The following is a 23,227-nucleotide window of genomic DNA, read 5'->3' as shown; positions in this document are numbered from 1 at the left end:
AAATGAAAGGCCACAAATCCCCGCAGAAAGCACCCGAATGAGGCGTCTTGGAAACCCGTGATTTGCAAAGACTGGGTGGTGGGGGCACCAGGGCTCGAACCTGGGACCCGCTGATTAAGAGTCAGATTTTAACCGACCACGCGACTTCAAGCGTCCCTCGACCTGTCCCTCGGACCAAATGTAAAATAAATTCTATTGGTATATCAATATTTTAGAAGGAAAGTTCGAAACTCTCCGAGCGCGCCACAAGAGCAGAAGAGCGTTCCGGACACATGGGTTACGTTTTATTCCGAAGACACAAGTAACACTTCCGGTCCGAAGAGATTTGCAAGGGGTTCGAGCAGATTCCCCGCTACTTTGGTGCCGTCGATGCGCTGACGATACGCGCCCCCGAAGCAATTGAGGCGATCATCCGGCGCCACCGCCGTTGCGCCGGTCATCTGCGTTTTAGGCACAGGAAGGCGACAGGCGGACCTGTCCCAAGGGGACGTGAGAATGTCCGGTATTGTGGATAGCGGACGCTAAGGCAGACGTCGTAAAAGCGACGCGATTGACCCCACTCAGCGGACGTCGAACATTCGGTCCCGTTCTTCCAGGTCGCCTGTCCCTGTGGGGGGCATCGCGAGTTGCGGCTTAAGCTCTTAAGCAATGCGCGTCCCTAACGAGGCGGGAGCTAAAGCCTTTGGCCGATCGATGCGCAGGGCTACGGACCAAGTTCTCACGTTCAATTTATGATTTTCCGGCCCTGATCTGAGTAATCTTTTGGGCATTCCACGGACCTGTCGTTAAAGTGAGCGCCCGAGCGCTGTCGAGAGCGCGTTCCCCTCCTTGTCTTGGAGCTCGATTGCAGCCTCCGGAAGGAAGTGTGACGTGGGGGTGTCAAACATGGGATCCGGCAATCCGGCAACGTCGCGAGAACCGATCGCAAGGCAGCGGTCGACGCCTACAGGGCACGTGGAAACCAACAGCTTTGCTGAACACTTCAAGCGCTCCGGCACATCCCAACAGGAACACAGAACCGTTGGATCGCTTAAGTTGTTCCGTGCACCTCACCGTGAACCCGGCTCTTTTTTCACGCCCGCGGCGCGTGGTGTCTCAATTCGAATGAACCGGTCCCAAAGGGATGGTACGAAGATGGTAGATCACGGTGCGGGGCGTTTCAGCGGCGTTCTTGACCGGCATTACACCGTCGCAGCCGCGAATCTGGTCGGCACCTGCGAGCTTTCGTCCGAACTTGATTTCCTGGCACTGGAGTTCTCACCCGACGCTTTCGAAGAACATCTTGGCACCCGTGGCGACCTAGGCCGCCTTCACACCGAGTGCCAGAGGGACGAGTTGGTCATGCAACTCGTTGAACGCCTGTGGCTGGAGAGTGTCGAGGGGCTTACGAGTCTGGAGGCCGACGGGTTGAGCAGGGCCTTGGTAATCCTCCTGGTTCGCGCCTCACAGGCGGATTTTCGAAAGCCGGATCGGTCTGGTACCCTTAGCAAACCTCGGCTCAACCGTTTGTTCGAGTATGTCGAGAATCACCTCGCCGATGATTTCAACATGGCTGATTTGAGCTGCGCTATCGGCTGTTCGACAAGCGCAATTGCCTCAGGTTTTCGGACCGCCACCGGATTCTCGCCATGGCAATTCGTTTTACTGCGGCGGATCGAGCGCGCGAAGAGTCTGCTGACTTCGAGCCAATGCACGATGAGTGAAATCGCGTTGGAGTGCGGGTTCTCTTCTTCGCAACACTTCGCGACAGCATTCAGGAAGCAGGTTGGAACAACGCCCGGCGCCTATCGACGGCAGTGGATGTAGACCGGAGGCGCGACCTCGGGTGCGCCCTGCATCCGAATTCGTCAAGCTGCGGCGACGATAGTGGATCGGCTTTGCTCGATCTCACGATGAGGAACGGTCGCAAACCGGTCCGCAGGTCCGTGACGGCCCGGTCGGATTCTCCTCTCGGATTTTGAACGTCCTGCGGAATCCTGAACGCTGGGAAGCGGGAAACCTGCTACGGCATCCCGCGTCATCTCGGGACGAAAAGACTGCCATGATCGGGGTTAACGTCGATCCGTTTGAGATTGAAACGACGACACGACAGGACGACGTCTTGCGAGCGGATTTGTAAACGATTATCCGAGAAACCATGAGGATCCTTCAATGAGCAGTTCCCCCCATTTCAAGCCCAATAACTGCGCCCTGGTTTTGATCGATCATCAGATTGGAACGATTCAGTTGATCAGGAATATCACTTCTGATCAGTCGATCCGTAACGCCGTCGTACTCGGCAAGGCCGCGCTGGCATTCAACATGCCGATCGTCATGACCTCAAGCATGGAAGATCATATACAAGGGCCACTCCATCCATCCCTCCAGCGGGCACTTCCCGAAGCCTTCGTCGCGCGCGTTCAACGGACCGGCATCGTCAATGCGTGGGACGATTCCAACTTCAGGAAAGCGGTCGAAAATACGGGCAGGCGCCAACTCATAATGGCAGCAGTCACGACCGATATCTGCCTCGTCTTTCCAGCGATTAGCGCGGTCGAGGCCGGTTTCGAAGTTCAGGCTGTGCTTGACGCGAGCGGGTCGAGCTTCGACATTGGCGAAGAAACGTCACGGCGGCGGATGGAGCGGGCGGGCGTCTGGCTGACATCGACCAACACGATGGTCGCCGAGCTCGTGCATAATTGGGCCACGCCGCAAGGCATGAAGCTCGTTCCGTTGATAGCCGCCAACCCGCCGATGCTGCCGGTCGATTGATCAAACAAACCTGGCGATGGCCGCCCGGAAACCTTCCTGACGTAAGGGAGAGACGAGATGAACAACGAACAGGCTACCTCGCGACCGACCTCACCGATTCCGGCCGATGATCTTAACCGTCAATTGACCGTCGCCGATGCAGATGGAGAGGAGTTGCAGCGCGTCTCCATCGTCGGCAACAACTATACAATCTTGGTGTCGGGTGCTCAGACGGCCGGACGCTATTGCCTTATCGACATGCTTGTGCCCGACGGCGGTGGCCCGCCGCCGCATCGTCACGATTTTGAGGAGATGTTCACCCTGCTTGAAGGAGAACTGGAGTTTACCTTCCGTGGCAAGACGCAAACGGTCCGCGCCGGGTCTACGGTCAACATCCCGGCAAACGCCCCGCATGTATTCAAGAACAAGTCCGGCAAGACCGTCCATATGCTCTGCATGTGCACACCGGCGGGACAGGAGGAACTCTTCCTAGCCGTCGGCTTCCCTATCGACAGCCGGACGTCACCGCCGCCGAAGCCTACCCCGGAAGAGCAAGCCGAGAAAGTCAAGCTGCTGGCAGCGCTGCTGCCGAAATACCGGACCGAAATGGTGACGGCGTGACGCATAAACCGTGGATTGATCTGCGCGCCTCTTGGCATTGTCGCGGTTAAGGTCACCGCTTGGACCCGGACGTCTAACTGCGTCGATGGATGGGTCCGGTGTTAGCCCTTCTCGTCTGTCAGGGAGGTTGCTCGGAATGGCCGTTATTGATGGGTCAACCGGACCAGCCCGCAATATCGGGACCTAGGAGGCGTAGTGCAAAATCATTGCGGATCGCAGTTTTGCCGATTGGAGCGCGTGGCGGATTGCGGCATCATAGCGCCACGGCGAAAGAGTATTGCCCATCTTCATCGGCCGTGGCGCGCCAGCAAAAACAATCACTTAGTGCAGAACTTTTCCTGAACTGCTTCCCAGAGAATTAGCATCTGGAAGCATATTTTGCGGCCGGTGCGCTGTTTCCGGACTTCGGGAGGCGTTCCAGCTCGCCTTCTGGACTTTGCCTAGAAGGAGAAACCTGAGCTGGCCGCGGTTAGCGGAACACCTTCAAGCGAAATCAGTCCTGCAGGCTTTTCCCCGCGAGCCGATTTTCTGTGCGTCACAAGCCGCGCGCGAGCTCGGCCTTTGGGAATGGACGAGGTTACGGCCGGCGCACTGGAATTCTGGAGCGCATCGACCTTTGTTATGAGCGTCGAAATCAGAGCAGACATCTTCTTTACATCGACGTGCTCGTCCGCGATCTGAGCCGAAATGGTCTTCACGTCGGCTTGTTCGTCCGTGATGCTCTGTCGAAGCAAATCGATCGTAGATGACTCTTGCTGAAGCAGAGCAACGTTTTGCTGCAATGAGGAGCTAGTTTCTCGCAGCGAGGCAAGATGTTGCGTTTGGGCCGACTGAATATCATTCAGTGCAGCGACAACGGGTGGCGGCACTTGCGCCGGCGCTTCCGTGTGAGGTAGCAGTTCGGCCAGTCGGCTGACATTTGGCAAAGCAAAGTCGGAAGGCGATGACGTATAGACGGCAGCGACCGCGTTTAAGCCCAACGCGAATATAGCAAGCGCAGAGATTGTTTTGTGACCGGACCTGCTGCCCGGCTCGGGGGACTTGCCCGCTAGGTTGGTTTGGCTCTGCTCTTCCGATGTGTTGGTCACGCTCTTCGACCTCAAATGAGTGGAATAAATCGAGAGCCGTTGCAGGGTAGCATGCGCGACGACTCCTAGTTGCTCTACAAGACTTTGCTATGGTTAATTTCAGGTTAGCGCGTCTTGGTCGCGGGGAGCGCGCCACATCAGATAAGCGCGGGACCGCTCCTGCGGAAAACGAGGGGTCTGCAATCCCATGCCGACGTCGTCCATAATCCGCAAACGATCTGCCGCCCGCCATCGCCCGCGCCTTGGTCAACGACATTTGCGCAGATGACGGCGAGCAGCCCCCGAAAGCAATCGAAGCCAAGGTAATCTCAACACAGACCAGTTTGCGCAAAGGCAGGCCCCAAAAGCTGGTTGATCTGAGAGGCGAGCCGATGCACCCTCAAGCGAGGGGTAGTGCCAGTCTGCGGGGAGTACAGTTCGTGCCGCTGATTAGCCATGGAATCGAAGGACACGATGAGGAACGGCGGGCCTTCCGGTTTTTGATGCTGAACGACGACCAGGTCGTACTGTGTCAAATCAGCGACGCTGCGCTGGACGAACTCGCGGGAACGAAGGGGACGGAAAGCAGCGCCCGCTTGGCTCAATTTCTTTCTCTACGAAAAACGATTGAACAAACTGCGTCGCGGCTCTTCGACCAAGGGCCGATTCTTCGTGGATCAGTCGTAAAAATTTTTTCCAAACACGTGGATGGTAAGGCGGAAGAAACCAACCAGAGCCCCCCAAGTAGCGAATAACCCGCGCATTGCGATCCTCTTTGAATTGAAACGCGATACACAACTGACACCGCCTAAACCTCGCCACGAATCGGCAGCCTTTTAAGACCGCGCTGGATTTAATCGCACCAGCGCCCTACCTCCGTCTCGCTTTCGATCCCCCTGACGCCTAAGCGAGACGGAGCGCCTAACTTGGAAACGGTGCGTAACCCTCGCTCTTGCTTCCGCCAGTTGCCGGAGTGGGCGGCTTTCATTATGCATGGCGTGCACTCATCCGTATTTTCCGTGGCGCTTTTGTCCGCCGCTAGCAATCGTCAGCACGGGTCCAGGCGACCGCAGCAGTTTCGGCGTGAGCCGCGAGACGTTCCCGAAGCGCCGCAGCAAGTTCGAGAAGCGCAAGCAAATCATGACGGCGTGGGCAAGTTTTGCCGCCAGCTCGAACGTGGTCGCGATGAAGGCGGCTTGAAATGAAAGAAGCCGCCAACCGAGGCGGACTTATCTCCAAAAAACATCGCGGCTCTTGCGCCGTCGACGGCGCGAGACCGCATCCCTCACGAAGTAGCCCATAACGAAACCAAAAATCATCGCAAGCAGCAGCTCAACCATGGGATTACCCAAGTATCGATCACGCCCTGCCCACGTACAACAAACACCAGGGGTTGATATTCCTTCCGGGAACATCGGAAGTTTTGCTAGTCGGAATTAATGCCCCGCCGTATTCGACCGGGGCACGATGAGACCTGTAGCTCGCTTGTCCCCATCCCTACCCCTAGCGGGTTTCCTTTCCGGGTTGTTTGGCGATCATGGGCCATGCTCGCCGTCGCTCCGACAATCCGCGCCGTGTAGCCGGCATGTCTATTGCGGCAACGTCCGGATCGGCACCGTCGGCGAACGTGCCGGCGTTCCTGTAGACGTCGGCCGATGGGATTTGCTCGTGCGGCTGCTGGGCTGGCCTGCAGTATAGCTATGGAACGGCGGCCACCTTCGAGCCCTTGCTGTAAGGCTCGTGTAAGCTTCCGATCGTAACATCACGTGCGAGAGCCGGGCAGGCTTCAGATGAAAGATACGGATCGGCCTACAGTCCCGCTTGCCGATAGATGTGCCATCCTCAGTCCCACCCAAATATAGTTGTGACCACTGGCGTACTGATGGGCTCTGCCGATGGAGAATGGTTTTTCAGTGAGGGATTCCGGCACCAAAAAGTGGCAGAAACCATCACTGGAATATGTTTTGGCGATGCTGAACGGCTCACGAGAGCCGTGACACGGGACGCGACATGGAGCAGATGCGCGTTCAGGGCGAGATGAAAAGATGAAAAAAGCACGGCGCCGAAGCCCGCGCCCTATTCCTCACGATCGCCTCAGCCCTCCGGGCTTTGTACCGGGGTCCAGCCTTGCGCGGGAGCCGTCGTCAACGGAGCGCCTCCAACTGAAATCGGTCCTACAGGCTTGAGCGGACGAGCCATCCTTTTGTGCGCCATTCCGGATAGCCGGGCGCGAGCGCGGCCTTTCGGGATGGAGGACGTGATTTCCGGCACTATGGCATTTTGTAGCAAGTCGACCTTCGCGATCAGCGTCGAAAGCTGAGTAGATATCTTCTTCACATCGACCTGTTCGTCCGTCAGGCTTTTTCTCAGGCTATCAATCGTAGCCGAGTCCTTCTGAATCAGAGCGGAGTCCTTCTGAATCAGAGCGGAGTCCTTCTGAAGCAGAGCCGCGTTTTGTTGCAATGAGTGGTCACTGTCCTGCAGCGCCGCGATATGTTGCTGCTGGGCCGACTGGATATCCTTCAACGCCGCGACAACCGCATCAGGTATTGGCGCTGAAGCTTTCTCGTGCGGAAGCAACTCGGCCACCAAGCCGCTGAAGCTCGGCAAGGTGATATCGAGAGACGGCAAGGTATAGATAGCCGCCGTCCCATTTATCGCCAAGGCGAATACCGACAGGGCCATGATCGACTTCCGAGCGGACTTCTTGTTCGGTGCGGAGTCGGGTTGCTTGTCTGCGATCCCGGTTTGGATCTGCGCTTCCGGTGTCTTGGTCACTGCATTGACCTCAATAAAAAGAGCCGCCGCTGGATCGTCCTCGCGACGGCTCCTTACGCGTTGCCCACTAATACTGCAGGGGATTATGCGCCGATCAGATTAATTCCGGGTTAGCGCCCGCTGCTGGCATGGGTCGCCGGGCGTTAGCGGTTACGCTGCCGGTGCGATCGGCGCCCGTGCTTGATGGCCGAAGCACCCGGTGGGTGCCGACCCCTCACGCCCGGTCAACGCTGAGGGGTCCCGCGCCCCGCGCGAGCACGAAGAAAGCGCCGCCAGCAAGCCCGATGTCCTTCCAGAAATGAATGAGCTGGGCCCAGCGTGCGGTGGCGTCGGCGATCGACCAGTAAGGATGGCCGATCACCGCGGCACAGAGATTGAAGACGACCAGTAGCAGGGCGAACTCACGGGTGCGGAAGCCGAGCACCATCGCAGCCCCGCTCGCGACCTCGATGGTTGACGCCAGCATCGCCCAGGCATTCGCCGAACCGGGCAGGCCCGCCACGAAATGGCTGACCAGTTTCAGGTCCAGCCAGTGATTGATCCCCGACATCAGAAAAAGCGATCCGATGCAGAGCCGGCCCAGCAACAGGATCACAGGCTCGTACCGCAGAGCCAGGGAATCGATAACACGCAACGCCATCATGCTCACTCCGAACTTACTCTTGGTCTCGCCTTTTAGTGTACGGAGGGCGCCCGGGCAACGAGGCACACATGCGCAACTTCCTGTGAAGGCCTCGCCCACGCGTCGGTCTGTTCTTATTCCCCCGCAATCGGCCAGTAAAAGCAAACCGGCTGAAAGCCGAGCGGAATCGGGTGCCGTGTCCGCGAAATGAAACGGTCCGTTGTTGTGCGTCAACTCTCCCAGGTCATCTCGCCTCCGGCGGAAGCGATTGCGCCGAAATCGACAGCAGCACGACGCCGGCAACCGCAATCAACCCACCCGCCCAATAAGACGCGCTAAGACTTAAACGGCGACAGCACCGCAGCAAGCAGGGGACCGAGCATGCGTGCCAATGCTTGCTGGGACTGGTTTGCGCCTTGCACCAGCCCCTGCGCGTCGCCAGGCGCCGCATTGGAAATGATCGCGTTGATGGACGGCTGAAACAGACCGTCACCCAGCGTGAAGATCATGATCGAGACCAGCAGGAATTCGACCCTCGGCACGAAAGTCAGACAGGCAATGAACGCGAAACCGATGGCGTTGATGGCAAGCCCCGATTTCGCGAGCACGCTGGCGCCGACGCGCGGCAGCAATTTGCTGGTGAGAAATCCTTGGGCGACGATGTCCATCACGCCGACGGCGAACAGAATCCAGCCGATCCCGATGGGGCCGAATTGCAGAACGTCCTTCAGGTCGACGGCAAAATTGCTCTGGAGCATGGTCGCGGCAAAGAAGAACGAAAACGCGGCCGCAAAGGGAACATGCCAAGCCGCCCATGCCGAGCACATGCAGCAGTTGCGCAAGCGGGTTCACTTGCTGCCACCGCCAGGCCGGACGCGGCCCGATATGTGCAACCGTCTCAGGCAATGCGAAACGGATCCAGGCGACGTTGGCAAGTGTCAGCGCGGCCGCGGCAAAGAGCGGCGTCGACGGAGAAGTCGCCCCTAACAGACCGCCGATCACCGGCCCGAGCATGAAGCCGAGGCCGCCGACCGCGCCGAGCAGGCCGTAGACACGCCCGCGCTCGGCCGGCGCAACGGTATCGGCCACGTAAGCGTAAATGGTACTGACATTGCCGGCCGTCAGGCCGTCGATCATTCGGCCCAGGAACAGAACCCACAACGCGCCACCGAGACCGAAGATCAGGTAACCGACCGCGGAACCAAATAGCGACAGCACCATGATGGGACGGCGGCCATAACGGTCGCTAAGCGCTCCGAGAACGGGTGCTGCGCAAAACGCACAGAACGCGAATACCGAGACGATGAGCCCACATACAGACCCACCTGTTCCGGCGGAACATACTGACCGACCAGGAACGGGATCACCGGCAGGATCAAGGTAAAGCCGGTGAAATTGAGAAAGACCGACACCGCGACGATTACGGCACCGGTTGCTTTTGGCGTATGACCGACTTGTGAATCCTGAATTGAATTGTGGCTGGTGTCCTGCATCGCCGCGCTCCAGGTTAAAGATTCAACCGGAGCAGTTTGTCGGCTGACAACCACACGGACGAACCTTACGCACGGCTTCTCGCCGCGCGGGGATCGTCGGGGGTTCTCAGGCGCTGCCATCAGCAGCGATGCAAGGAACAGAGCTTCCGTGAGGTACCGGAAGTGTTTGGGCCTACCCAGACCAAACCTGCCTTTTTCGACAGGGGCCAAATAGCGTGTCTGCCCTCATAGGGCAACCGGCTGTAATGCGCAGCTGAGGCGGAAGGAAACCCAGCCTGCGGTCCTGTGCGCGGGCGTTTTTCGAATATTTCAGCTTTCGGCCGCCATGCTATAAAAATCAGGCAATTCACGGGGGCATCGAATGGGGCATCGGGCGTTCATCGCACAGCAATCCGCACGTCTGGCAGCGCTGGTCATCGCCGCACCCATTCTGCTGAACGCCACGGCCTCTCGTTCCGGCGAAGCCCAGCTGGCTTTCCTGTCCAATTCAGACAAAAACCAGCAGTCCGCAATCGAACTCCCCACGCTTCCACCGCCGCCGGAGGCCAATCCTTTTGACGGAAGGTGGAAATTCACGGGCGGCGGATGCCGGGGAGCGGGCTCGGTGTCGGCGGTCATCAAGGGCGGCAAGGTAATCGTCCGGGGCGGCGGCGGAAACGTAACCCCGGACGGCATTATCCACACGGTCGGCGCCGGCAACGGAATGACGCTCACCGCTGAGGGGCGGTTGTCCGGCGATGCGGGTTCCGGAACTTACGATCGATCCGACGGCTGTTCGGGCACCTGGGTTGCGGTCAAACAGCGGCGCTAAGCGCACGTCCCGCAACCGAGCCGATCACCAGACATTGTTGCCGAAATAGCCCAGGGGCCGCTGCTGGGCAACCAGCACCGTCCGCGATCCAGCGTAGCTCGGTCCAGCATAGTTTTTGGCCACGACGGGCTTTCGTTTCAGCTTCGGATGGCCGGGAGTGGCTGGTAATTGGGCAAACGCCTCCCTCACCCCGCCTTTCGAAGACACCGCGGCGATTTTTTCCCGCGGCGCAACCGCTTCGGCCACCACGGGCGCTGGAACCGGTGTGATGGTAGGACGGGTCGTATCGAAGACAACGCGCTCCGGCCATTTCGTATCGGAATGGATCCGTATGACGGAAAGATCGGTGTCGGAACGCGAGGCTCTAACCACGGGCAAGGACGGCAGGCAGGCGTCCGCGACCAACAGGAGCGCAAGCAACGCGCCGCCGACGAAGATAAAATAGCGCATCAGCGGCATTTTTGATTGTGCTCCATCCGCACGGCAATGCAGGCTCCGGCTCAACCGGCGATCTCTCTATTTGTTCCTCAAAACGGGAAAAGGTTCGATGTGCCGGCGCCGGTTTATCTGGTTTTGAAAGGCGACTTTTGAAGGGCGGCACCGCCCAAAAAGCCAATTTACCTTAAATATGACTGGCCGCGACCAGCGAGCATTTCGCCTTGGCGGCGTTCACATTGACGAAACCGACGTGCAACCGCGTCAGGGTCTTTCGGCTCTTCATGTTGACGACATCGTTGACCAGGCGCGAGCGGTAGGTCAAATGGCTGCCGTCGGGCCGCGTGAAGGCGCACGCAATGTTGATGTCCTTGACGGCGTAGCCGTTGTCGTTGCGAAGCGTCATCGTCATCAGCGCATTGGAGCCAAGCCCGCCCCTGCGCCAGGACTGCGACGAGATCGTGAGGCGATCGACGGGCGCCGGTTGCGCCGGCACAATGGCTTCGGAAATGGCGGGGTTGAACGAAGGCTCTTTTGCGAGACCCACGGTCGGGCTGATCGAGGCAGGTTTCGCCAATGCGGCTGCCGCGAGATGCATTGGCCCTGCGGATGACAGCTCCCGAGCCTGGTTCAGCAACAGCAATCCGGCCACCGCCAGTATTACGGCGATCGGCAACCACCCGATGGCTGTCCTGAGATTGCTCGCAGGCATATCGTCAGCGCGATCTGAATAATGTCCCCAGGCAAGACTGACATGCCGACAGATTCCGGTCGAATCAATAGTGAGAAATCCATCGGTCATGGTCACGCCATCTGGGCAAATCGGAAGGCTCTACTTGCCTGGATCACAATTCACACATGACAAATTCACACATGAGAAATTGGTTCCATCAAGGCGCAAGCCGGCCTGAACCGGGCTTGCCGAGGGGATGGTCACGCCGTCGCCTCGCCGCTAAACTTGGCTCATGCGGGCGACGTACCGCCATTTCTGTCAGGCCGTCATGGGCGGCGCGAAAATAATCGGTTGGAGAAAAAGTATGGCGGTAGTGACCTGGGACCACGTTCATCTGCGAAGTCCCGACCCGGAGGCGGTGGCCGCCTGGCTTGAAAACGTCCTCGGCGGCGAGATTGTTCGTGGCCCCGGCCGCATCGACGTCAAACTCGGGGGCGCCATGGTCTTCATCGCGCCGGTCACATCCGGCGACGGTGTCAATGCGGCCCCTAATCACCCTCATCAGGGGCTCGACCATCTCGGACTGTCGGTCAAAGACATCGATGCGGTCGCCGCCGAGATCAAAGCCAAGGGCGTAGAATTCACTGCGGAGCCCTACACGATCCGGCCGGGCGTCCGCATCTGCTTCATTCGCGGGCCCCAGGGGATTTCGATCGAACTGCTCGAGCGCGACAAAAAATACGCCTGAGCGGGGCGAGAGCAAATGAGGCCAACCTGCCGCGTTGACGGCGGACGCAGCACTTTGGCATAACGAACTGGTTAGTGGGGTCTGGCGTCAACATACCATGAAGAATGGGCTGTATTCGATCCATGTCGTCCTTCAGGACGGCCGCTCCGGCAAGGGCAGCGGCGTCGTGCTGTTTCGGGATGGCAATATCCTTGGCGGCGACGCGTACCTGTTCTATGTCGGCAGCTACACGGTGAAGGATAATACCTTCAAGGGTGAGATTCTGGTCCAGCGCCATACGCCCAGCCCCGACGTCACCCCGCTGTTCGGCGGACCAGATCCGGTCGGCATCGGTGTCTCCGGGACGTTCACGGATACCGCTGCCGACATGAGCGGCACGGCGCTGGTAGGCAAGGCGAGCCAGATTTTTACAGCCACGCTGCGCAAGCTGGTCGAAACCGACTGAGCCTTCAACGTCTATTCAGCGGCCTGCTCCAGCGGCGCCACGCGCGGCAGAACGATGTGAACGCGCGTGCCGCGTCCGGGTTCGGAATCCAGGTCCAGCCGACCACCGAGGCGATTGGTGACGATACTGTAGACGATGTGAAGGCCGAGCCCGGTGCCGCCCTGATCGCGGCGGGTCGTGAAAAACGGATCAAAGGCGCGGCGGCGGACATCCAGGCTCATGCCGCAACCGTCATCGGCAAAAATGACTTCGACGTAATCCGCCCCCGACGCCCGCACCTTGATATCGACCGTTCCCGCGCGCCCATCCGGAAACGCATGCGCCACCGAATTGAGGAACAGGTTGGTGAGCACCTGCCCATAGGGACCGGGATAGGAATTCATGGTGAGGTTGGGCTCGCAATCGACCGCAAGCGTCAGGCGGTGCTTGCGCAGGCCCGGCCGCAAACTCAATACGACTTGCTCAGTCAAGTCGCCGAGGTCGAACGTCCGCTGGTCCGAGTAGTTGCGGTCGGCGGCGACCTGCTTGAACGACGTGATCAGTTCCGCGGCGCGGTTGAGGTTGGCAACCAACTGGCCGGATGCATCGCGGGCGGCGCCGAGAAAATCGGTGAGGCTTGAACGCCTGAGGTCGCCGCGCGCGACTTCGGCGGTGAACAATGCGGTCTTGCGCTCCAGCGAAGAAGCAACCGTCAGACTAATGCCAACGGGATTGTTGACCTCATGCGCGACACCCGCCACGAGGCGGCCGAGCGCGGCGAGCTTTTCTGCCTCGATCAGCGAGTTCTGGGTCTCGCGCAAATTTCGTAATGCGGCTTCGGCGGCATCCTTGGCCTCGCGCATTTCCTGCTCGCCGCGTTTGCGTTCGCCGATGTCGAGCGCAACTGTCACGATGCTCTCGACATGGCCGTCCGCATCAAGCAGCGGCAACTTGTTCACGAGCCAATGACGAAGATTGCCGGACGAATCCCGGTATTCCTCTTCGTAAAAGCCGAGCTCCTTGCCGGTCGCAAGCACCCGCCTGTCGTTCTCGTCGGTCTTCTGCGCGCCGTAGCGCGACATCAGGTCCGACGTGGTCCGGCCGATGGCCTCAGGGGCCTCGATCCCGAAAATACCGGCCATATAGCGATTCATCAGGACGTAGCGGAGCTCTTTGTCTTTGACGTTGATGATAGCCGGAACGGTATCGATCACGAGCTGCAACAGCCGCCGGCCTTCCGCGATCGCCTCCTCAGCCCGGCGCTGGTCGGTGATGTCGCGCACGGTTCCTTCATAACGGACGATTTCGCCGGCTTCGTCGCGAACCACCGTGGCGCTGTCTGAGAGCCATAAAATCGATCCGTCGCGCCGCCGCACCTGATACTCGAATTCGCGCACCATGCCGTCGCGCTGCATCAACTGCTGATACTGCACGCGCGCTTCCGGATGGACATAGACGCCCTCGGAAATGTCGTTGATGCCGCGAATGAGCCCCTCCGGCGAATCGTAGAGCATCATCCGCGCGAGCGCCGGGTTGGCGTTGAGAACTTGTCCTCCCGGCGTCGTCACGTAGATTCCGTCGACAGAACCTTCGAACAGCTTGCGATAGCTCTCCTCGGCCAGGCGCTGCTCGGCAAGCGCGCGGATCGCAGCTTCCCGTGCCGCGTCAGCATCAACCAGCGAACGGCGAAACACCTCGGCGGCGCGTGCGATGTCGCCGATCTCGTTGTGCACCCCGGTGGCTGGAATCGACGTCTCTTTTTCGCCGCCGGCTAACGCCCGAATTGCGGTGGCAATCGCCTTGAGCGGACGAACCGTCTGACGCACCACGAACAGCGCGGCCGCCAAGCCGATCAGCACGCCGGCGATCCCGAGAAGAATGCTTTGCCACTTGTCGCGCGCGAGCGTCCGGGCGAAATCGCGCGACAGCACCCGTCCCCGCCTGTCGCCAAGGTCGCGCAGCAAATCAGTGACCCGGCTGATCATTTGCCCTTCGCTGCCCAGCACCTCCCGGTCGAGCTGGGCGATATCGGCTTCAGTGCTGGAAAGCGAAACGACCGCATCGGCGTAAGCGTCGGTCGCCGCGCGAAGCGTCGGATCTTCGATCGAGATCGACTTCATGGCGCCGGCCGCCTGCCCGGCTGCAGTCGGATCGTGCGCCAACAACGCCGCTGTGAGCCGATTTTGCGCGCGAAACAGCTGGCGAGCAGTGGCCCGTTCCGGAATATCAGCGATGGCTTGTTCGAACCGGGTCCGGACAGGCAGTAAGGCGGCGACGAGTTCCGCGCGGCGGGAAATCAACGCGGTGATCCGATCCATGCCCAACTGGTAATTGGCGAGGCGCTGCGTCACGCCGTCGATCATCTCCTGCTGCTCGGGCGCGAGTTGCAGTCGCGTGTTCTTCAATAGAGCGCTCAGCGACGAGGACGCCTCCTGGGCGCGGCCGGACGGCGCCGCAGGGTCGGTCACGAAATCCCGCGCCGCCAGCCTCAATTCTTTGGTGCGGCGGTCAATTTCTTCGGCGACATCGCCGAGGCTTTGCAGGTGTTGCAGTTCAGCGAAGGTCGCGTCGATATGGCGGATGGCGACGACGCTGGCGATACTCGTCATGGCGATCATGGCGAGCAAAAGGGTGAAACTGCCAAAGGTCAGTTGCCCGATTGAGAAAGAAACCGACTGTATCCGTCTAAACATCGCGAAAAGGGCTCTGAGCGAGGCAATCTGCTCGGGAAAGTGCTCCCTTATACGACGATTTGGTGGCCCGGGGGAAACCCGGAGCAGCCTTGTTTCGCGCCTGCTCAATCCGCAGGAATGCCGGCGTCCTTCACGACCTTGGCCCACAGCGCGATATCGGACTTGATGATGCCGGCGAATTCGCCGAGCGGGGCACTTTTCGCCGCACAACCCGCTAAATCGAGCTTTTCCCGCACCTCGGGCGCAGCCACCGCCGCCTCCAGCGCCCCGCTGATTTTCGCGACAATCGGCTGCGGGGTTTTTGAGGGTACCACGATGCCAAACCAGGGCGTCACCTGCGCTTCGGCAAATCCCTGCTCGGTCATGGTCGGCACGTCTGGAAAGTATTTCGACCGGCCTTCGCCGATCGACGCGATGATGCGGATAGTGCCGCTTTGCGTCAGCGAGAGCGCCTGGTTGGTCGAGAAAAACGACGAGGTGAGTAGGCCGCTGGCGATATCCGCAACCATCTGCGGGTAACCGCGGTAGCCGATCGGATTGACGTCGATCCCTGCCAGCCGTTTGAACAGCTCAAAGCCGAGATGGCCGGTCGAGCCTTTGCCGGGATGGCCGTAATTCAGAGTTCCCGGCTTTGCTTTGGCGCGCGCGATAAATTCGGCGACGTTCTTCACCGGCAAGGATGCCGGAACGATGAAGACGTTGGGCGCCTGGCAAATCATCCCGATCGGCGTAAAATCGCGCACAGGGTCCCATCGCATGACGAGATTGAGCGACGGGCTTGTGGTGAAAAACGTCGTCACCAACAGCCACGTATATCCATCGGGCTCGGCGCGGGCGACGTCTTCGGCCGCGATCGAACCGTTGGCGCCGGATTTCGATTCCATAATGATCGAGGCATTCCACCGCGCGGCTATGTGCTGAGTGACGATACGGCCGAATACGTCGGCGACGCTTCCGACCGAATACGGATTGACGACGCGGATCGGCCGGTTCGGAAAGCTGTCCTGCGCGCTCGCCGCGGCGAGAGAGACCACGATCAGCAACAACGCCGTTATCGTCGCGCCAACGCGTTTCGTCATTGCCGTCGCGTGTCCTGCCCTGCCCGCGGTGTTTAAGCGTTCCGCCTGCGGTGAGGATGCCGGCAATCCGCCCGCCGAGCAAGGGTTGCCCTCAGCCGGAACCGTTGGCCACGGCTGGCTTGCGCGCAGGAATGGTCATCGCGGCGACGCCGATGACAACGCTAGCGAGACCCAACCAGGCGGTCGGCGAGCGTTTCTCGCCCAGCAGCAGGACACCCAGCGCCACGCCGATCGGGACGCGAAGATAGGCCTGCGCCGTGGTGCCGACGGAACCCAGGATCTGGATCAGGCGAAAGTAGATTACGAAGGCGATGGCGGTCGAAAATACCGCTAGTCCCAGCAGCGCCAGCACGGAAGTCATCGACGGCATCAGCGCCCAGGGCCGCTCGACGACGACACTGACCGGCAACAGGATCGCCGCGCCACACAGTAACGAGCCGGCGGCCGGCGCCATCGGATCGAGGCCCTTGAAGCCGCGGCTGAAGACGGCGCCACCAGCGTAGCAGACGGTCGCGGTCACAATCGCGATTTGCGCGACGACCTGTTCGCCAAAGCCATGGAACGCCTGAACGCCGATGATCAGACAGGTGCCTGCCATGCCGGCCACCACGCCGAACAATTTGCGCCAGGACGGCGCATCCTGATGGGCGATCGTAAGCATTAGGAAAAACGTGAAGATCGGCGAGGTCGAATTGAGGATGGTTGCGAGCCCCGCATCGACCGAACGCTCGGCCCACGCGATCAGCGTCCAGGGAATGACGCTGTTGAGACAGGCCTGAAACAGGAAGCGGCGCCAGGTTGCGACATCATTCGGCAACCGTACACTCCGCCAATGCATGATCAGCAGCAAGAGCAGGCCTGCGATCAGCGTCCGCCCCGCAATCAGCGTCACCGGTGGAATGGTGGCGACGCCAAGCTTGATGAAGGTATACGAGCTGCCCCAGAGCGTGCCAGCCCCAACAACAACGCCAGCTCGCCGCCGAGGGATGGCTCGCTCGCGCTTGCATCTCGCGTCGTTGCCTCTGTCATGGTCACGCCGATGCTCCGCCAATTGCTGGGAGCAAAGACCTACATGCCCGGACCGATACAATGCTTCGCTGTCGGTCGAATTGTGAGATTGCCGTTGGCGCTCAGATCTCGAACAACTCGCCGTCGTAGCCGGCCTCCCGCGAAATGCGAAGCTGGCGGCCGCCATTGAGCTTCGTCAGCACGGGCATGACGGTGACGACGGGTTTTCCTCGCGCCTCATCGAGGGCGGCTCGCACATTCGGCTGCTTGCCGAGTTTGATCAGGTTGCGTGTGGTCGGAAACGGCAGTTTGAACCGCCCGCTCTCTCCGCCTGCAATCGCCTCGCGTGGCGATAGCCACAGCGAGTCGGTCGATTCCCTGCCGTCATGCGCGCCGAGTTGTTCGGGCGGGGCTGCCGCCAGAAAAAACCAGGTATCGAACCGCTTCGGCATACCTTCCGGCGTGATCCAGCGGGCATAAGGCACGAGTTCATCGAGGGCGAGCACCATGCTGGCCTGAGTAAGCACATCGAGAAAGGTCGTCTTCCGCTCCGAGAGTGCCACACGATTTTCGGCCGCAATGCTCGCGGCCCGCTTGGCATCGACCAGGTCATTCGAACCGCGTGGGCGCGCGAGCAGTATGCCGCTTTCCTCAAAGGTCTCGCGGATCGCCGCGATTTTGAAACTCAACTCAGCCGCGTCGCCTCCCTCGCCGCCCGAATACAATTCAGGCCGCGCGATGATCTCGCCATCGCCAGGATCGACGCTGCCGCCGGGAAACACCAGCGCACCGGAAGAGAACTCGATCTCATGATGGCGCACCATCATGAAGACCTCGATTTCTTCCGAAGCGCCATCGCGCAGCAGCAGGATCGTCGAGGCCGGACGCGCGGCGACCGCTTCAGCCACGAAATCAGCCTGCCGCGCTCGACTGCGGCTGCAGGTTGGCGCGGCGATCGACCCGCGCCACACGCGACAGCAGATAATCCACTTCTGCTTTCGCCGTCGCGGTGATGCTCGAGCCCGGCTTACGCTGCGCGCTGGAGGCAATGATGCCGCGCTTTTGCAGCACGTACTTGCGCACCGCGAGCCCAATCGCCGGCTGTTGCTCGTAGCGGATCAGTGGCAGATGCGCGTCGAACAGGTCATGCGCGGCGTCGCGGCAGCCTTCCTTCGACAGACGGACCACGTCGATCAGCATTTCCGGGAAAGCATAACCGGTCATCGCCCCATCGGCGCCACGCTCCATCTCGAAATCGAGGAACACCGCCCCGTTGCCGGTCAGGATCGAGACCGGACGCAGGGAGCCGTCCTTCTGGAAACTACGAAGCGTGGAAATCTTCTCCAGTCCCGGCCAGTCCTCATGCTTGAGCATCACGCAGGAGGGACTATCCATGATGATCCTGCGGATCACGCCCGGCGTGAAGATCACGTTCAGCGTCAGCGGATAATCCTGCAAACACCAGGGAATATCCGTGCCGATCGCTTCCACCGCCTGCTTGAAATAGCCGGTGATCTGGTCATCGGTGCGCAAAGTGGGCGGCGGCGCGATCATCACGCCGGCCGCGCCCGCATCCATCGAGGCGCGCGCCAGCGAACGCATGGCGGCAAATCCCGGCGCGGAAACGCCGACGATGATCTGCATGTTCTTGGCGCGCTTTAAGAAGCGCTTGGCGACTTCTTCGGCTTCCGCGCCCTCGAGTTTCGGCGCTTCGCCCATGATGCCGAGCACAGTGATGCCATCGCAGCCGATCTCGCCGTAGAAATCCGTCAGCCGGTCGATGGATTTCTCGTCGATCCGGCCATCGTCATGAAATGGCGTTGGCGCGATCGCGAAGGTACCTTTGGCTTCGTGGGTGAGTTTTGTCATTGTTGCCTTCTTCCTTTTTCGTCAAGTCCGCCGCGCCGATTTCTTGATCTCCTGCTCGGAGAAGAAAATCTCGCCTGCATGCGTCACGATATCCTCGGCCTTCCAGCCGGTGAACGGCGGCTTCCAGCCTTCCATTTCCATCATCCGCATCTCGCGCACGCCACGCGGGCCCGAAACGCCAAGCACCTTGCCGGTCTGGTCGCCCGAGAGGTCGCTGACCATGTATAGCACGGCCGGCGCGATGCCGTCCGGCCCCAGCGCCATGCCGGGGTTCTCTTTATAGCGTGGCAGATCCTCGGTCATGCGCGTCAACGCGCCCGGCGCCAGCGTCCAGACCCGGATGTTGTATTTGCGGCCCTCGATTGCGAGCACGTTGGAAAGCGCCCAAATCCCGCCTTTGGCGGCGCCGTAATTATATTGGCCGAAATTGCCGATCAGGCCCGAGGTCGAGGACGTATTGACGATCACGCCCCCGCCATTCTCCCGCATCCACCGAAACACCGGCTGCGTGGTGCAGAAGGTGCCTTTGAGATGCACCTTGAGCACCTTGTCGAAGGCAGCCTCGGTGGCCTTCGCAAAGGTCTGGTCGAGCAGGATGCCGGCATTGTTGACGAGAATATCGGCGCGGCCGAAATGCTTGATCGCGTCGTCGAACACCGCTTGGCCGCCGGCCATGGTCGAGATATCGGCGCCGTTGGCGACCGCCCGGCCGCCCTCGGCCTTGATCGCCGCGACCACCTTCTCGGCCATCGACAGATCGGAGCCGGAGCCGTCGCGCGGACCGCCGAGATCGTTGACCACAACGGCTGCGCCCTCGCGCGCAAACAGTTTGGCATAGGCTTCGCCCAGGCCGCCGCCCGCGCCGGTGATCAGCGCCACCTTGCCGTCGAGGTGTCCCATGGTGTTTGCTCCCTATTCTTCCTCTGTCATTCCGGGGCAGCCCGCAGGGCTGAACCCGGAATCCATCTCACCCAGGAATGTTGCGGCCCCATGGATTCCGGGTTCGCTCGCGACGCGAGCGCCCCGGAATGACCGCTCACCCCAACACCGTCTTGCCGCTGCGGATGACGACCGCCTCGCGCGCCTTCACCCGCGCCTCGAATGAAATGACATTGCCGTCCTTCCACAGATCGAGCGTCACGGTCTCGCCTGGATAGACCGGCGAGGAAAACCGCGCGGCGTGCTGCTTAAAGGCGCTCGCGTCGTAGTCGGCATAGGTTTGCAGGATGCCGCGGCAGGTGATGCCAAAGGTACACATGCCGTGCAGGATCGGCCGCGAGAAGCCGGCGCGCCGGGCAAATTCAGGATCGGAATGCAGCGGGTTGCGGTCGCCGCACAGCCGATAGATCAGCGCTTGATCGGGCCGCGTCGAAATGTCGACGGAGCTGTCGGGCGCGCGCGAAGGCACCTTGTGCGGCTCGGGTTGACCGTCGGAAGAGCCACCGAAGCCGCCGTCGCCGCGAGCAAAACGCGAGGCGATCAATGTGGCGAGCTCCTCGCCCTTCTCATTCTTGAGCACGGTCTGATGCCGGATCACCGCGCCTTTGTCCTTGCCCTTGTCGAACACGGCGAGCACGCGTGAATCGACCAACAGCTTTTCCGCGACCCGCAGCGGACGGTGAAAGGTGATGTCGCGTTCGCCATCGACCACCATCACGCGGTTGAGATTCATCTCGCCGGGGCTGGCGCCCCAGGCGGCGACGGATGCAAAGGTCGGCACGACCTTGAGCGGACGCGGGACGGCGGCGGCTTCGTTGACGAAGGCCAGTTCTTTTTCGTCCATCGGATCGGCGCCCATGCCGATGCCGTAGGCATAGAGCATCACCTCGCGGTCGCCATAGGCGTAATGCTGATCGAGATTCTTCAGCGCCATCAGCTCATCGTACTTGATCGGCATTATCGTTCTCTCTCGAACTCTTGATCCTCATGGTGAGGAGGCGCGTTTTGCGCCGTCTCGAACCATGAGACCACGACCTCTTATTTCACGTCCTCATCCTTCGAGACGCGCGCTTCCTTTGCACCATTCGCAACGGCCTCGCTACCACTCGGCCGGCTCGGGTGAAGCGCGCTCCTCAGGATGAGGGCTCAAACCGGCGTAAAAAACGGCAACGGCGCGCCATCGGTTGGCTTGAACACGACCTTCACCTTCTGGCCGATCTTCAGCTTCTCCATGTCGCAATCGACAAAGTTGGTCAGGAGCGATGGCCCCTCTTTCAGGGTCACGTAACCGATCGCGTACGGGCCGGAAGCCGACTTGCGCATCAGGCTGAAGGTGTAGATCTCGGCGTCGCCCGAACTCTCCTCCCACACGGTCTTGTCGGAGAAACAGAACGGGCAGATCGAGCGCGGAAAATAATGCGCCTCACCACACGCAGTGCAGCGCTTGATCATCAGCTTGCCCTTGGCGGTCTGTTCCCAGAAATGCGCGGTCTCGGGATTGGTCACCGGCTTCGGATATTTCACAGCATCAGCCATCACACGCGCTCCAGAATGCAGGTTGAGGCGGCATGGCGCACGCCGAGCAGGCCGCCGGTGCCGTGCGCGATGGCGAGATCGCAATTCGGCACCTGCACTTTCGGATGCGCCTCACCCCGCAACTGCCGCACCGCTTCGAGGATCTTGGTCATGCCACCACGATTGACCGGATGATTGCTGCACAGGCCGCCGCCGTCGGTATTGAACGGCAGCTTGCCGACGCCGGAGATGAGATTGCCGTCCGCGACGAACTTGCCACCCTCGCCCTTCTTGCAGAAGCCGAGGTCTTCGAGCTGCATCAACACCGTGATGGTGAAGCTGTCATAAATCGAGGCGTATTTGATATCCTTCGGCGTGACGCCAGCTTCTTCGAATGCGCGCGGCCCCGACCACACACCGGCGGAATAGGTCAAATCGAGCTTCTGGCCGCCGCGCGGACCCTTCAGCGCCTCGCCATGACCGATCATCCGCACCAATGGTTTCTTGAGGGTCTTCGCAATTGCTTCCGAGGTCACGATGAAACCGCCGCCGCCATCGGTGACGACGCAGCAATCCATCCGATGTAACGGGTCGGCAATCATCGGCGAATTGAGCACGTCCTCGACCGTCACGACGTCGGGCAGCATCGCATGCGGATTATATTGTGCGTGGTGGGAGGCCGCGACCTTGATCCAGGCCAGTTGTTCGCTGGTGGTACCAAATTCATGCATGTGGCGCAGGGCGCACATGCCGTAGATATTATGTGTGGTGGCGCCATAAGCAGCCTCGAAATCGGCCTCCGCACCGCTCGCGCGAGGCGGCATCGGCCCGGTGCGCGGCTTGCCGGCGAGCGTTACCAGCGCGATAGAGCACTTGCCGACGGCGATCGCTTCAGCGGCGTGGCCGAGATGAACCAGATAGGAACAGCCGCCGGTATCGGTGGAATCGAAATGGCGGACTTTCAGGCCGAGATAATCGACCATCGCCATAACCCCGCCCGGCGCGTCGCCGGCGCAGAAATAACCGTCGATATCAGCCTTGGTCAGGCCCGCGTCCTCGATCGCGCCCTTGGCGATTTCGGCATGAAGCTGGGCGGTGGATTTGTCGGGGGCGTGCCGGGTCGGATGTTCGTAAATACCGGCGATATAGGCCTTGCCCTTGATGCTCAAGTTGCTCTCCGCTGGCGTTTCTTTTCCCGTAATTTCTTGGCCTGCCGGGGCGGCCTTGGCAAGCGGCGAATATTCCGACGCGGTGAGGCGATATCGCATGGCGGATCAGGCTCTTTTGCTTCTGTTGTCATCGCCCGGCTTGACCGGGCGATCCAGTATTCCAGAGACGCCGGAGTTCAAGCCGAGAAGCCGCGGGTTGCTGGATGCCCCGCGTGAAGCGGGGCATGACATCGGAGAGGACAAGCGAACTCCTTCTCGCGGCATGTTCTGCCCGGGTTTGCCTCATCATGTCCCTCATCAGAAACGGAGGGCGCAGGGAATGCCGGGCACGTCAGGCGCACCCGCAGCCTCGTATGCAATAAAGAAAGCATACGAGTGTAGTCACCACAGGTTCACCGGAACGAGCCGGCATTCCCTGCGCGAATGGTTTTAACGGCTTGCTTCGTGCTCGCCCCGGAGACCGGGCTTTGTTGTCTCCGTCACCAGCGAGAATATCTCACCAGCTTGATATCAGCATCGGGACATCAGGCCCACACGACTTCGCCGTCCGCTT

General features: G+C 60.4%; 22 protein-coding genes and 1 pseudogene. 7 read left to right on the top strand and 16 right to left on the bottom strand.

Translation table 11 applies throughout. The annotated features are described in order from the left end of the window. Positions 1 to 954: 954 nt before the first annotated feature. The 3 genes from ABSE61_RS21220 (at position 955) to ABSE61_RS21210 (ending at position 3,351) form a co-directional block, all read left to right on the top strand. Complete coding sequence (locus tag ABSE61_RS21220) at positions 955 to 1,806, top strand: helix-turn-helix domain-containing protein (RefSeq protein WP_423873095.1); 852 nt, start codon at positions 955 to 957, stop codon at positions 1,804 to 1,806. 345 nt (positions 1,807 to 2,151) lie between these two features. Further along, entirely contained in the window at positions 2,152 to 2,751 is a 600-nt protein-coding gene (locus tag ABSE61_RS21215) for an isochorismatase family protein (protein WP_423873094.1), read from the top strand. Between the two features lie 57 nt (positions 2,752 to 2,808). Beyond that, complete coding sequence (locus ABSE61_RS21210) at positions 2,809 to 3,351, top strand: cupin domain-containing protein (RefSeq protein WP_423873093.1); 543 nt, start codon at positions 2,809 to 2,811, stop codon at positions 3,349 to 3,351. Positions 3,352 to 3,791: 440 nt separating this feature from the next. Here the strand turns inward: ABSE61_RS21210 and ABSE61_RS21205 are convergent, their stop codons facing one another. Beyond that, a complete protein-coding gene (locus ABSE61_RS21205) occupies positions 3,792 to 4,439 on the bottom strand; it encodes a hypothetical protein (RefSeq protein WP_423873092.1) in 648 nt (215 codons plus the stop codon). Between the two features lie 419 nt (positions 4,440 to 4,858). On the opposite strand from ABSE61_RS21205, the gene ABSE61_RS21200 reads away from it, so the two are divergent. Continuing rightward, the gene (locus ABSE61_RS21200) at positions 4,859 to 5,173 is read left to right on the top strand and encodes a DUF1488 family protein (RefSeq protein WP_423873091.1); all 315 of its coding nucleotides are present in this window, start codon (positions 4,859 to 4,861) and stop codon (positions 5,171 to 5,173) included. A 1,339-nt stretch (positions 5,174 to 6,512) separates the two neighbouring features. Here the strand turns inward: ABSE61_RS21200 and ABSE61_RS21195 are convergent. From ABSE61_RS21195 to ABSE61_RS21180, 4 genes and pseudogenes are all read right to left on the bottom strand, one after another. Beyond that, positions 6,513 to 7,196 carry a hypothetical protein gene (locus ABSE61_RS21195; RefSeq protein WP_423873090.1) on the bottom strand — a complete coding sequence of 228 codons (684 nt, stop codon included), beginning with the start codon at positions 7,194 to 7,196 and terminating at the stop codon, positions 6,513 to 6,515. A 214-nt stretch (positions 7,197 to 7,410) separates the two neighbouring features. Continuing rightward, positions 7,411 to 7,839 carry a DoxX family protein gene (locus ABSE61_RS21190; protein WP_423873089.1) on the bottom strand — a complete coding sequence of 143 codons (429 nt, stop codon included), beginning with the start codon at positions 7,837 to 7,839 and terminating at the stop codon, positions 7,411 to 7,413. A gap of 314 nt (positions 7,840 to 8,153) precedes the next feature. Then, positions 8,154 to 8,645: an MFS transporter gene (locus tag ABSE61_RS21185; RefSeq protein ID WP_423873088.1), complete on the bottom strand. Its 492-nt coding sequence runs from the start codon at positions 8,643 to 8,645 to the stop codon at positions 8,154 to 8,156. Between the two features lie 43 nt (positions 8,646 to 8,688). Further along, positions 8,689 to 9,123, bottom strand: a pseudogene (locus ABSE61_RS21180) (MFS transporter); the annotation flags it as partial. Between the two features lie 549 nt (positions 9,124 to 9,672). Between ABSE61_RS21180 and ABSE61_RS21175 the strand changes: the two are divergent. Continuing rightward, positions 9,673 to 10,122, top strand: a complete 450-nt coding sequence (locus ABSE61_RS21175) for a hypothetical protein (RefSeq protein WP_423873087.1) — start codon at positions 9,673 to 9,675, stop codon at positions 10,120 to 10,122. 24 nt (positions 10,123 to 10,146) lie between these two features. On the opposite strand, the gene ABSE61_RS21170 is transcribed toward ABSE61_RS21175, so the two are convergent. Together ABSE61_RS21170 and ABSE61_RS21165 are read right to left on the bottom strand one after the other, a co-directional pair. Then, complete coding sequence (locus tag ABSE61_RS21170) at positions 10,147 to 10,581, bottom strand: hypothetical protein (RefSeq protein ID WP_423873086.1); 435 nt, start codon at positions 10,579 to 10,581, stop codon at positions 10,147 to 10,149. 163 nt (positions 10,582 to 10,744) lie between these two features. Beyond that, the gene (locus ABSE61_RS21165) at positions 10,745 to 11,359 is read right to left on the bottom strand and encodes a hypothetical protein (RefSeq protein WP_423873085.1); all 615 of its coding nucleotides are present in this window, start codon (positions 11,357 to 11,359) and stop codon (positions 10,745 to 10,747) included. A 235-nt stretch (positions 11,360 to 11,594) separates the two neighbouring features. Between ABSE61_RS21165 and ABSE61_RS21160 the strand changes: the two genes are divergently transcribed. Together ABSE61_RS21160 and ABSE61_RS21155 are read left to right on the top strand one after the other, a co-directional pair. Then, positions 11,595 to 11,978, top strand: coding sequence for a VOC family protein (locus tag ABSE61_RS21160; protein WP_423873084.1), 384 nt, complete (start codon positions 11,595 to 11,597; stop codon positions 11,976 to 11,978). 97 nt (positions 11,979 to 12,075) lie between these two features. After that, positions 12,076 to 12,423: a GrlR family regulatory protein gene (locus ABSE61_RS21155; RefSeq protein WP_423873083.1), complete on the top strand. Its 348-nt coding sequence runs from the start codon at positions 12,076 to 12,078 to the stop codon at positions 12,421 to 12,423. A gap of 11 nt (positions 12,424 to 12,434) precedes the next feature. On the opposite strand, the gene ABSE61_RS21150 is transcribed toward ABSE61_RS21155, so the two are convergent. From ABSE61_RS21150 to ABSE61_RS21110, 9 genes are all read right to left on the bottom strand, one after another. Continuing rightward, positions 12,435 to 15,095 (bottom strand): PAS domain S-box protein, encoded by a 2,661-nt coding sequence (locus ABSE61_RS21150; RefSeq protein ID WP_423873082.1) that lies wholly within the window; start codon positions 15,093 to 15,095, stop codon positions 12,435 to 12,437. A gap of 104 nt (positions 15,096 to 15,199) precedes the next feature. After that, positions 15,200 to 16,174, bottom strand: a complete 975-nt coding sequence (locus ABSE61_RS21145; protein WP_423873081.1) for a Bug family tripartite tricarboxylate transporter substrate binding protein — start codon at positions 16,172 to 16,174, stop codon at positions 15,200 to 15,202. A gap of 91 nt (positions 16,175 to 16,265) precedes the next feature. Then, on the bottom strand, positions 16,266 to 17,162 hold the full coding sequence (locus ABSE61_RS21140; RefSeq protein ID WP_490338373.1) for a DMT family transporter: 897 nt from the start codon (positions 17,160 to 17,162) through the stop codon (positions 16,266 to 16,268). Between the two features lie 142 nt (positions 17,163 to 17,304). Beyond that, entirely contained in the window at positions 17,305 to 18,090 is a 786-nt protein-coding gene (locus ABSE61_RS21135; RefSeq protein ID WP_423873080.1) for an NUDIX hydrolase, read from the bottom strand. Positions 18,091 to 18,094: 4 nt separating this feature from the next. After that, positions 18,095 to 19,051 (bottom strand): dihydrodipicolinate synthase family protein, encoded by a 957-nt coding sequence (locus ABSE61_RS21130; protein WP_423873079.1) that lies wholly within the window; start codon positions 19,049 to 19,051, stop codon positions 18,095 to 18,097. Positions 19,052 to 19,072: 21 nt separating this feature from the next. Continuing rightward, the gene (locus tag ABSE61_RS21125) at positions 19,073 to 19,951 is read right to left on the bottom strand and encodes an SDR family oxidoreductase (RefSeq protein WP_423873078.1); all 879 of its coding nucleotides are present in this window, start codon (positions 19,949 to 19,951) and stop codon (positions 19,073 to 19,075) included. Positions 19,952 to 20,087: 136 nt separating this feature from the next. Then, positions 20,088 to 20,948 (bottom strand): MaoC family dehydratase, encoded by an 861-nt coding sequence (locus tag ABSE61_RS21120; RefSeq protein ID WP_423873077.1) that lies wholly within the window; start codon positions 20,946 to 20,948, stop codon positions 20,088 to 20,090. Between the two features lie 188 nt (positions 20,949 to 21,136). After that, positions 21,137 to 21,526: a Zn-ribbon domain-containing OB-fold protein gene (locus tag ABSE61_RS21115; RefSeq protein WP_423873076.1), complete on the bottom strand. Its 390-nt coding sequence runs from the start codon at positions 21,524 to 21,526 to the stop codon at positions 21,137 to 21,139. After that, positions 21,526 to 22,674 carry a thiolase family protein gene (locus ABSE61_RS21110; RefSeq protein WP_423873075.1) on the bottom strand — a complete coding sequence of 383 codons (1,149 nt, stop codon included), beginning with the start codon at positions 22,672 to 22,674 and terminating at the stop codon, positions 21,526 to 21,528. The genes ABSE61_RS21115 and ABSE61_RS21110 overlap by 1 nt, the downstream gene beginning before the upstream one ends. Between the last annotated feature and the right edge of the window lie 553 nt (positions 22,675 to 23,227).

The organism is Bradyrhizobium sp. (assembly GCF_049519115.1).
GTDB lineage: Bacteria > Pseudomonadota > Alphaproteobacteria > Rhizobiales > Xanthobacteraceae > Bradyrhizobium.
The sequence above is the reverse complement of the archived record's forward strand: the minus strand, read 5'-3'. Positions and strand labels throughout refer to the sequence as shown.

What these genes read in the sequence shown, in the direction of transcription:
- ABSE61_RS21160 (WP_423873084.1), top strand. Translation starts at nt 11,595, where the DNA reads ATGGCGGTAGTGACCTGGGACCACGTTCATCTGCGAAGTCCCGACCCG.
- ABSE61_RS21165 (WP_423873085.1), bottom strand. Translation starts at nt 11,359, where the DNA reads ATGACCGATGGATTTCTCACTATTGATTCGACCGGAATCTGTCGGCAT.
- ABSE61_RS21190 (WP_423873089.1), bottom strand. Translation starts at nt 7,839, where the DNA reads ATGATGGCGTTGCGTGTTATCGATTCCCTGGCTCTGCGGTACGAGCCT.
- ABSE61_RS21130 (WP_423873079.1), bottom strand. Translation starts at nt 19,051, where the DNA reads ATGACAAAACTCACCCACGAAGCCAAAGGTACCTTCGCGATCGCGCCA.
- ABSE61_RS21170 (WP_423873086.1), bottom strand. Translation starts at nt 10,581, where the DNA reads ATGCCGCTGATGCGCTATTTTATCTTCGTCGGCGGCGCGTTGCTTGCG.
- ABSE61_RS21125 (WP_423873078.1), bottom strand. Translation starts at nt 19,951, where the DNA reads ATGGGACACCTCGACGGCAAGGTGGCGCTGATCACCGGCGCGGGCGGC.
- ABSE61_RS21215 (WP_423873094.1), top strand. Translation starts at nt 2,152, where the DNA reads ATGAGCAGTTCCCCCCATTTCAAGCCCAATAACTGCGCCCTGGTTTTG.
- ABSE61_RS21150 (WP_423873082.1), bottom strand. Translation starts at nt 15,095, where the DNA reads ATGTTTAGACGGATACAGTCGGTTTCTTTCTCAATCGGGCAACTGACC.
- ABSE61_RS21175 (WP_423873087.1), top strand. Translation starts at nt 9,673, where the DNA reads ATGGGGCATCGGGCGTTCATCGCACAGCAATCCGCACGTCTGGCAGCG.
- ABSE61_RS21155 (WP_423873083.1), top strand. Translation starts at nt 12,076, where the DNA reads ATGAAGAATGGGCTGTATTCGATCCATGTCGTCCTTCAGGACGGCCGC.
- ABSE61_RS21145 (WP_423873081.1), bottom strand. Translation starts at nt 16,174, where the DNA reads ATGACGAAACGCGTTGGCGCGACGATAACGGCGTTGTTGCTGATCGTG.
- ABSE61_RS21210 (WP_423873093.1), top strand. Translation starts at nt 2,809, where the DNA reads ATGAACAACGAACAGGCTACCTCGCGACCGACCTCACCGATTCCGGCC.
- ABSE61_RS21120 (WP_423873077.1), bottom strand. Translation starts at nt 20,948, where the DNA reads ATGCCGATCAAGTACGATGAGCTGATGGCGCTGAAGAATCTCGATCAG.
- ABSE61_RS21115 (WP_423873076.1), bottom strand. Translation starts at nt 21,526, where the DNA reads ATGGCTGATGCTGTGAAATATCCGAAGCCGGTGACCAATCCCGAGACC.
- ABSE61_RS21185 (WP_423873088.1), bottom strand. Translation starts at nt 8,645, where the DNA reads ATGTGCTCGGCATGGGCGGCTTGGCATGTTCCCTTTGCGGCCGCGTTT.